Raw genomic sequence first — 8,097 nt, forward strand, 5'->3', positions numbered from 1 at the left:
CTGTACATGTTGCAGGCGATATCGGGATCCTCGCTGGCCAGAAGGATATGGTTTTCACCGTTCATACAGATATTGCTGGCGCAGTAGCAGCGCTTGATATCGTCTAAATGTTTTTTCTCGATCTTCATTTGTTTTCTCCTTATAAATAAAGAGCCCTCATAGGGCTCTTTGTATTAACCAATTTCAATTTCAATATCTTCGGACAATTCTTCCTCTTCAACGATATCTTCATCTGTTTTCGGATGTTTTGGCTTTAATACAGATACGATCACTGCCGTAACCATCGCACCGATCAGATAAGCGGCAATCCAAAGCAATGGATTACTTGTCAAAGGAATCGCAAAGATACCACCATGTAAAACTGGTACAGTAACGCCCCAAGTCAGGATCAGACCATGTGCTACACCAGAACCGATCGTAACGGCAGGAACTACACGTTTTGGATCGTTAAAGGCAAATGGCAACGCCCCTTCAGTTACCTGACATAAAGACATGGCAATCGCAACTTTGGCATCTTCTCTTTCTTGTGCTGTATATTTTTTTGGTGTAAGAATCAATGCGGAAATAGCCATTCCTAAAGGCGGAGCCATGGCAGCCGCGTTCTTACCGGCAGCCGGTCCATATACACCGGAAGCCGCAAAAGCAGTAACGATAGAGAAGCAGATTTTATTAACCGGTCCACCCATATCGAATCCGGTCATACAACCTAAGATAAATCCTAAGCCGAATTTAGACATTCCGCTCATTCCCATAAATACATCGACTAAATAAGCAGTTAATGCAGCCAATGGTGGGCCAACCAAGAACATAATGACCACGGTCGCAACGATTCCGGACAGTACCGGATAGATAACGATCGGATACATGGATTTTAGTGCTTTCGATTTAGGGAATACATTCTGCATCCATAAAATCATTAAACCAATTAAGAATCCGCAAACCAACGCTCCTAAAAAACTAGCTTTAACTTGATTGGATAAATAACCGGCAACAATGCCTGGAGCAATTCCCGGTTTACCACAAATGGAATATGCGATTCCCGCACACAATACACCCATCATTAACGCAAAAGCTGCATTTCCCGCTTGTATAAATGCGTAACCAATCGTCCCCGCCGTTTCTACATCTCCGAACAAACGAGCAATTGCGGTACAAAATCCACCGATGACAATAACTGGAATCATATAAGAGATACCTGTCATACAGTGCTGTTTAAAGTGCTTAAAAACATCTGCGTACATAATTTCTCTCCTTAATGATTATTTTTTTAATTTTTGTTCAATTTGTTTTAATAGGTGTTCCGGTGATTTAATGGCAACGGATACCGGCACTTTTACAACGGGTTTCCCTTTAAAACGTTCTGTTCCGGAAACCGCAACATCGGTTGCCAGGATGACACAATCGGCATTCTTTACATCGTCTTCTGTCAACGGATATTCGATACCGCCACTTCCCTGTGTTTCGATCTTAACGCTCCATCCTAATTTTTTTCCGGTTTCAATCAATTTTTCTCTTGCCATGTATGTATGAGCAATTCCACATGTACAAGATGTGATACCTACGATATTCATTCTCTTTCCCTCCTTTCCTTATTGATTTACACGCTCATCAAAATATGATTTAAACAGATTGAAGAACTCTTCTTTGGTCTTACAATCCATTAGCGAGTCGATATGTTCTTTGTATGCCAGTACAGCTGCTAACTGCGCCAACATACGTAAATGCGTATTTTGTAAGTTATCATTTGGCATAGCCAGTAAGAATACTAAGCGAACCGGTTGATCATCCAAACTTTCCCATTCAATAGGTGCTTTTGTCTTACCAATGGCCACACTGGCTTTGGATACACAATTGGTCAAGCCATGAGGAATCGCAATCGCATTTCCCATACCGGTTTCTCCAATACTTTCTCTTTCATAGACCGCATCGATGAAGCCGTCTAAATCATTGATATTTCCTTTTTTATCCAGCATGCCGGCTAAAGCGCGAATTGCTTCATCCTTACTGGCAACATCCATTTCCAGATCAATCAGATCTACGTCTAATACTTCTAATAAATTCATAATATCCTTTCTAGAGATTCACTTTATTTGTGACTTTCTCTGGTCAATATTTCGTAAATTGACTTCTCATCTTCACATTTAGATATTTCATCGATTACTTTTTTATCTACAAGCATTTTGTATAGCCAACTCATCTTCATGACATCTTTCGCATCTTTTTTCTCGATGGCTAATACGACAATAAAATCGACATATTCTTTATTCCATAAAATCGGAACCTTACATTTACAAAATGCAAACTGCGTTTTTAATACATGTTCATGGAAGCCATGTGTAAGCACGATGCCATTTCCTACTTCCGTAGAACCCATCATTTCTCTTTTTAATACACCATCTAAGAAAGAAGAAGTGACATAACCACACATTTCCAAACGTTGTGATAAATTTTTTAAAATTGTATATTTATCTGTCTTATAACGTTCATACAGAATCGTTTGGTAAGAAAAATTGTTTTGTCCACTGGCTTCAAAGTTTTGAATCAGCTTTTGTATGCGTTGTACATCGACATCCATCAACAGTGGATTGACCTTTACACTTGGTTTATTCGTTGGAAAGACATTCGATGTATAAATCACAAGATCGGCCTGGTTGATTCGTTCCTGGTCTTCAAAGGAAACGTTGATAAAGTGCACGTCCGGAAAGTTTTCCTGCAGTTTGATGCGCAATAATTGTGAAACACCTACACCCAATGGACAAACTACGGCAACCGTCACCTGGCGATTCTTACTTTCGACAACCACTGATATATGAATGGCGATAAAGGCAATCTCTTCTTCTCCGGCCGTTACATTCAAATATTTCTTAAAGCTGGAGTTGATGATCGATGCTATAGAGAAAGAGCTTGTATAATTCATCTTGATTTCATTTAATAAAGGATTATATAAGTTCAATCCATATTTCAAACGATAGATCGTCGGTAAAAGATGATAGAATAACGACTGTTTGAAGTTCTCACTTTCATCAAATCCCAACGGAATGATCTTCTCTATATTGCCGATAAATTCATTGGCAATCTTTTTGGCAAGTTCCTTTAGATCATCAAACATCGGATTGGTGATAAAATCACTTCGCTCCAACAACATACCGGTAATATGCATCAGTAAATAATACGTTTCATCTTTCGGTATCTTTTCGTGAAGCAATTCCTCCAAAGAAGTGATCAACCTTGTCACTTCCGTATTTTTCCAGTTATTAAACTGCTCCAGATTAAACTCATGATCGTTCAAATAGCTTTTCTTTTGGCGAATACGTATCAACATGATCAATATGTGAAAGGACAGGTTTTTAATGTTGACCTCACTGAGATTGATCTTGTTTTCCTTGCTCCAACGTCTGACTAAATCTGCAATCTGTTGTTCATCTTCTGAAGAATACTTTTGTACAACCGACATAAACGGAACTTTTTTGCGGTTGAGCTGGGCTGCCAGACTGGAGATCGCATTTCGGATATCTCGTTCATCCCCTTCGACATATAAGCCCTGATTCTCTTTTCGGGATAATTGAAGATGATGGTCTTCCAGCCATTTATTCACTTCCTGCAGATCTTTATCGATCGTGGAACGACTCACATAAAAGCTTTCTGCGAAATACTGTGGATAAACACGACTGTTGCTTAAAAGGATCTGCGCCAGAATACTGCCAACCCGATATTCCTTTGAATACGATTCTGTAGGTAAGGGCTCGGTATTGAAACTGAGAAACAATGTGTTTTTATCCGCCATGCTCCCTTCGATCCATATACCAACATGTGGTTTTTTCATGAGTCTGCAGCCATGTGTGGATACAGCCGATTCAATCTGTGCTAAATCGGAGCGAATCGTTCGGGATGTTACATTTAACTTTTGTGAAATTTGGGTTGTTGTCAGAGGTTCCTTTGAAGAAAGCAGAAGTTCTAAAATCTTTTGTTTGCGATCGTTCATCTTTACCTCATCTTTCCGGGCAACGGAACCGATACACGTAAAGGATCTTTAAAGGAGTAACGACTTCCCGTATATTCCAAGGATTCCAGTTTTTCATGTGCATGAAGGATCTGTACCAAGCTGCCGTACCGATACAAATAATAGCCTAACAAGACGGCCAGAATGGCCAGACTGATCCAGGCAATAACAGCCTGATTCAACAAACAACAAAGAATTCCCGTAATACCAATGATTCGTATCGCATAGGTCATTCCTGTATTCCAAACGACATGCAGTTTTTTATGTTTTACATCTTTTTCAATTTTATAAAACCACATTTTGATCTCCTTACTATTTGGCTTGTGCTTTATGTCCTCCTACTTCGTCTCGTAAAGAAGCAACCACTTTAGCCGCAAACGAATCATCTTGTTTTGAACGAAGTCTCATCATCAATGATAATGAAATGACCGGAACCGGTACGCCCAGATCACAAGCGGATTCGATTGTCCAACCAGTTGTCTTGCTGGCGCCGACAACACCTTTGATCTTTTCAAGATCTGGATCTTTTCTAAAGGCATTGGCGGCTAACTCTAAAAGCCATCCACGAATAACACTTGTCTTGCCCAACGATTCGGCAACATGTGCTAAATCATAGTTAAACTCACTTTTTTCCAGAAGTTCAAAGCCTTCTCCCAAAGTCTGCATATAGCCATAAAGCATCGCATTATGTACAATTTTTAAATAGTGTCCACTTCCTGTTTTTCCTGTATATAAGCATCCATCTGGTGCCGCAATGGATTCCAGTACATCTTTTAATGTGGATTCAAAGACTTCCGGATCACCGCCGACCATGAAGCTGGCTCCATGACGTGCACCATATACACCACCGGATGTTCCGATATCAAAGAAGTAAATTCCTTTTTCTTCCATGATCTTTGCCGTTTTTAAGCTGTCACGATGATCTGAGTTTCCTCCATCGATCACGATATCCCCTTTTTTACAAAGATCGGCAAGCGTTGCCAGTGTGGAATTGGTGATTGGTCCTGCCGGAAGCATGACCCAGATCACGTTTTGTCCTTCTTCCTTTGTCAACGCCTCCAGTGTTTCAAATGTCTTGATTCCATTTTCTTCTGCTTTTTTGTGGGCATCCGGATTGACATCAAAGCCTTGGGCTTCTACATTATGATCTTTCATATTCAAAGCTAAATTCATTCCCATTTTTCCTAGCCCGACCATCTTGATTTTCATGTTGATTCTCTCCTTTCGTTTTCTACGCTCTAAGCTTACAAAAATTTATAATTTGTGTAAATTGTTTAGGTATGAAAGCGTTTTATATCGATTTCCGCATTATTTTTTCCACAATTAGGCCAAAATGGGGAAATTTTATTGTGGAAATTCAATTCGCAGAATCTTCATTTCTTCCTTTCTTTTTCTGCGTTATGATGAACGAAAAGGGAGGTTTATTATGACGATAAAAGCAATTATTACCGATTTGGATGGTACGCTGCTCAATTCCAATAAACAGACTTCTGCCTATACAAAACACATATTAGAGCGTACCCGTCAAAAAGGAATTCATTTCTGCATGGCAACCGGAAGATGTCCGGAGTCCGTAGAATATAAATTGGAGGAATGGGGATTAGACGAGAATATACAATTTATCTTAGCTATGAATGGATCGACACTGTATGATCGAAAAGAAAAATATCGACAAGATTTTTATATGATGTCCGGTGATGCACTGATTGAAGTCGTTAAACACTTTGAAGATCTTCCGGTCTTGTTTCAAGTTCTTTATGGACCGGCTCGTTACACTTCCAAGATCACACCAGAATGGATTCAACGAAGCAAGTTATTTGGAGAAACCTTGATACAGGTCGATATGAAAGAATTCTTACATCATCGCACCACCAACAAATTCATTCTTCTATTTGAACCAGATTTAATGCCTGTGATCTTAGAAAGAGCCAGCCATTTTCATGATGCATCGCTTTATGGCTTTCCTTCCGGAAAAGATTGTTTTGAGTATGTCGATTCGCATATCAATAAAGGCTTTGCCGTTCAAAAGCTTGCCGATCTTCTGAATATCCGCATGGATGAAATAGCCGCCTTTGGCGATGCCGGAAATGATATCGAGATGTTAGAAAGCGTAGGTCTATCGGTTGCGATGAAAAACGGCAGTGATGCGATCAAGGCCGTTGCCATGTATCAAACTGACTATGACAATAATGAAGATGGAGTTGCCCATTTTATTGAAGATCATATATTAAAAACGGATGACTAAGCATCCGTTTTTAAATAAATCGGTGTGTTTTTCTCCATAATTTCCTGTGAAAGCTTCATGCTGGCAAACATAAATTCAAACTGTTTTCCATGGCTGCAGCGAGCACAATAATGCGCCATTTCCTGCAAATATCGTGGATCTTCCTCTTCTAAATCCACAATGATAAACCAGTGTGTCGGTTTATCTTCCATGATTCGTTCCTTAAAATAGATCGAACGTACGTTCGCATGCTCTTTTCCGTATTTGATCAAAGTCTCTTTTAGATCATCCACATTTTTGGGTGTACGCAAGGAAACCTTCTCTCCTTTTAAGATTTGTGTTTCCTTTAAACCGGTATGACGAGGATGATCTTTTAATTCCAACAAAAAAGGTGTTTGAAATGGTGTGTTGATGCCATAAGGATCGACTACGATACCGGCAATATCCTTTTGTGCCATTTCCACAATGGGAATATACTGGTCAAATGTCAACAACAACATCTTACCGTTTTTAGAGCCGGCCCATTTTTCACTTTCTTCTTTGGAAGTAAAGAAAGGAAAAAAGCGCTGTTTATCCGTTGTTTGAATGGTCAAGATACTAAAATGCGTATCCGGTGGAAATGTCATATTTCCATGCTCATCCAGCTGTGGACTCTTATCCCAGGTAGCCGGTACAAACAACTGTGTTGTGATTAAAAGCTCCAGGACCTTATTTCGATTCTGCGGTATGTCCGTTTCCCGCAGATTTTTTAATGCTTCCTGCATTTCCCGATTCACAAAATTCATCATTTTACTCCCCACTTACTGCACATTCTATAAAATAAATGCTTGGACTCTTTATTTGATGATAGCTCCAGTCCAGATCGCTGCCCACTTCTTCTACTTTTTTCATCAGATCCATGAAATTACCGGCAACCGTGATCAAGGTTACGCTGCGATCTCTTTTTCCATCTTTGACAAGATAGCCCGATGCCTGCAAAGAAAAGTTGGTCGTCACAAAGTCAATTCCCGCATGTAATCCCTGCAGATCGGTAATGACCAGGCCATCCTTCATCGTTTCTTCCAGCTGTTGCAGAGATTTTTCTCCCGGTACGATACAACAGTTCATCGGTGATACCCCTATCGTTGAGGCATAGCCGGATTTAAAACCATTTCCGGTACTTTCCGTCTGCATACAGCTTGCCGATTTTGTCGAATGTAAAGCCTGTACAAATACACCGTCTTTGACTAAGACTTTCTTTCTGGTTGGGCAGCCTTCATCATCAAAATTGGCAATGGTCAAAGCTTCGACATTACGTGGATCATCTTCAATCGTGATTTTCTCAGAAAAGATCTTTTCATTCCATTTATCCTTTAAACAAGAGATTCCTTTATACAAAAGTTCTCCATTCCATAAACCGGTAAAAGCCGAAAACAACGAAGTCATCGCTTCAGTTTCAAAAATCACCGGTAAGGTCTGACTTGGCATTGAAGACGCATTCAACTTTTCGATGGCTTTATCACAAATTTTTTTCACAAACACATCCAGATCCAGTGTCGATAGATCTTCGACAACCTCCACTTCATAGTTGACCTGCACATCGTTATTTTCGCCGGCTACGACATAGGCCATGATAATCTGCATACGCTCTTCATCTTCCACATCCAATCCCAGCGAATTAGTAATCATACGCTTTCCGGAAGCTTCCTGATATCCCAGTTCATTGACCTGCAGAATGCGTGGATCATAAGCTTTCAATTTACTTTCCAGTTGTTTTAGTACTTCTTTGACCTGTTCAACATCCGGAACGACCCACTTTTTAGGTTTATGTACACTTTCAAAAGGTTGCGGTGTGCGTATCTTGTCTTCTTCCTTGGATGAAATCGTTTTTGCC

9 protein-coding genes are annotated in these 8,097 nt (G+C 40.0%); 1 reads left to right on the forward strand and 8 read right to left on the reverse strand.

From position 1 onward, the window contains the following. Nucleotides 1–173: 173 nt before the first annotated feature. From U0M88_RS01730 to gnd, 6 genes are read right to left on the reverse strand one after another with little or no spacing between them, the layout of a single operon-like run. Entirely contained in the window at nt 174–1,241 is a 1,068-nt protein-coding gene (locus tag U0M88_RS01730; protein ID WP_117445630.1) for a PTS fructose transporter subunit IIC, read from the reverse strand. 18 nt (nt 1,242–1,259) lie between these two features. Continuing rightward, a complete protein-coding gene (locus U0M88_RS01735) occupies nt 1,260–1,571 on the reverse strand; it encodes a PTS fructose transporter subunit IIB (protein WP_117445631.1) in 312 nt (103 codons plus the stop codon). 18 nt (nt 1,572–1,589) lie between these two features. Next, on the reverse strand, nt 1,590–2,063 hold the full coding sequence (locus tag U0M88_RS01740) for a PTS sugar transporter subunit IIA (RefSeq protein ID WP_117445632.1): 474 nt from the start codon (nt 2,061–2,063) through the stop codon (nt 1,590–1,592). Nucleotides 2,064–2,086: 23 nt separating this feature from the next. Next, nucleotides 2,087–3,982, reverse strand: a complete 1,896-nt coding sequence (locus U0M88_RS01745; protein WP_331868709.1) for a BglG family transcription antiterminator — start codon at nt 3,980–3,982, stop codon at nt 2,087–2,089. A gap of 2 nt (nt 3,983–3,984) precedes the next feature. Continuing rightward, the gene (locus U0M88_RS01750; RefSeq protein ID WP_167697859.1) at nt 3,985–4,299 is read right to left on the reverse strand and encodes a hypothetical protein; all 315 of its coding nucleotides are present in this window, start codon (nt 4,297–4,299) and stop codon (nt 3,985–3,987) included. 13 nt (nt 4,300–4,312) lie between these two features. Further along, on the reverse strand, nt 4,313–5,209 hold the full coding sequence (gene gnd / locus U0M88_RS01755) for a phosphogluconate dehydrogenase (NAD(+)-dependent, decarboxylating) (RefSeq protein WP_331868710.1): 897 nt from the start codon (nt 5,207–5,209) through the stop codon (nt 4,313–4,315). Between the two features lie 217 nt (nt 5,210–5,426). Here gnd and U0M88_RS01760 point away from each other — a divergent pair, with 217 nt between their 5' ends. Further along, entirely contained in the window at nt 5,427–6,245 is an 819-nt protein-coding gene (locus U0M88_RS01760; RefSeq protein WP_320802088.1) for a Cof-type HAD-IIB family hydrolase, read from the forward strand. Here the strand turns inward: U0M88_RS01760 and U0M88_RS01765 are convergent. Together U0M88_RS01765 and U0M88_RS01770 are read right to left on the reverse strand one after the other, a co-directional pair. Next, a complete protein-coding gene (locus U0M88_RS01765) occupies nt 6,242–7,012 on the reverse strand; it encodes an enhanced serine sensitivity protein SseB C-terminal domain-containing protein (protein WP_331868711.1) in 771 nt (256 codons plus the stop codon). The genes U0M88_RS01760 and U0M88_RS01765 overlap by 4 nt on opposite strands. Before the next feature lies 1 nt (nt 7,013). Further along, a partial coding sequence (locus U0M88_RS01770) for a TldD/PmbA family protein (protein WP_331868712.1) occupies nt 7,014–8,097 on the reverse strand: 1,084 nt, incomplete at its 5' end.

This window comes from Faecalicoccus sp. (genome assembly GCF_036552745.1).
Lineage (GTDB): Bacteria > Bacillota_I > Bacilli_A > Erysipelotrichales > Erysipelotrichaceae > Faecalicoccus.

Coding starts and splice junctions, on each gene's coding strand:
- U0M88_RS01730 (WP_117445630.1), bottom strand. CDS start 1,241: ATGTACGCAGATGTTTTTAAGCACTTTAAACAGCACTGTATGACAGGT.
- U0M88_RS01735 (WP_117445631.1), bottom strand. CDS start 1,571: ATGAATATCGTAGGTATCACATCTTGTACATGTGGAATTGCTCATACA.
- U0M88_RS01740 (WP_117445632.1), bottom strand. CDS start 2,063: ATGAATTTATTAGAAGTATTAGACGTAGATCTGATTGATCTGGAAATG.
- U0M88_RS01745 (WP_331868709.1), bottom strand. CDS start 3,982: ATGAACGATCGCAAACAAAAGATTTTAGAACTTCTGCTTTCTTCAAAG.
- U0M88_RS01750 (WP_167697859.1), bottom strand. CDS start 4,299: ATGTGGTTTTATAAAATTGAAAAAGATGTAAAACATAAAAAACTGCAT.
- gnd (WP_331868710.1), bottom strand. CDS start 5,209: ATGAAAATCAAGATGGTCGGGCTAGGAAAAATGGGAATGAATTTAGCT.
- U0M88_RS01760 (WP_320802088.1), top strand. CDS start 5,427: ATGACGATAAAAGCAATTATTACCGATTTGGATGGTACGCTGCTCAAT.
- U0M88_RS01765 (WP_331868711.1), bottom strand. CDS start 7,012: ATGATGAATTTTGTGAATCGGGAAATGCAGGAAGCATTAAAAAATCTG.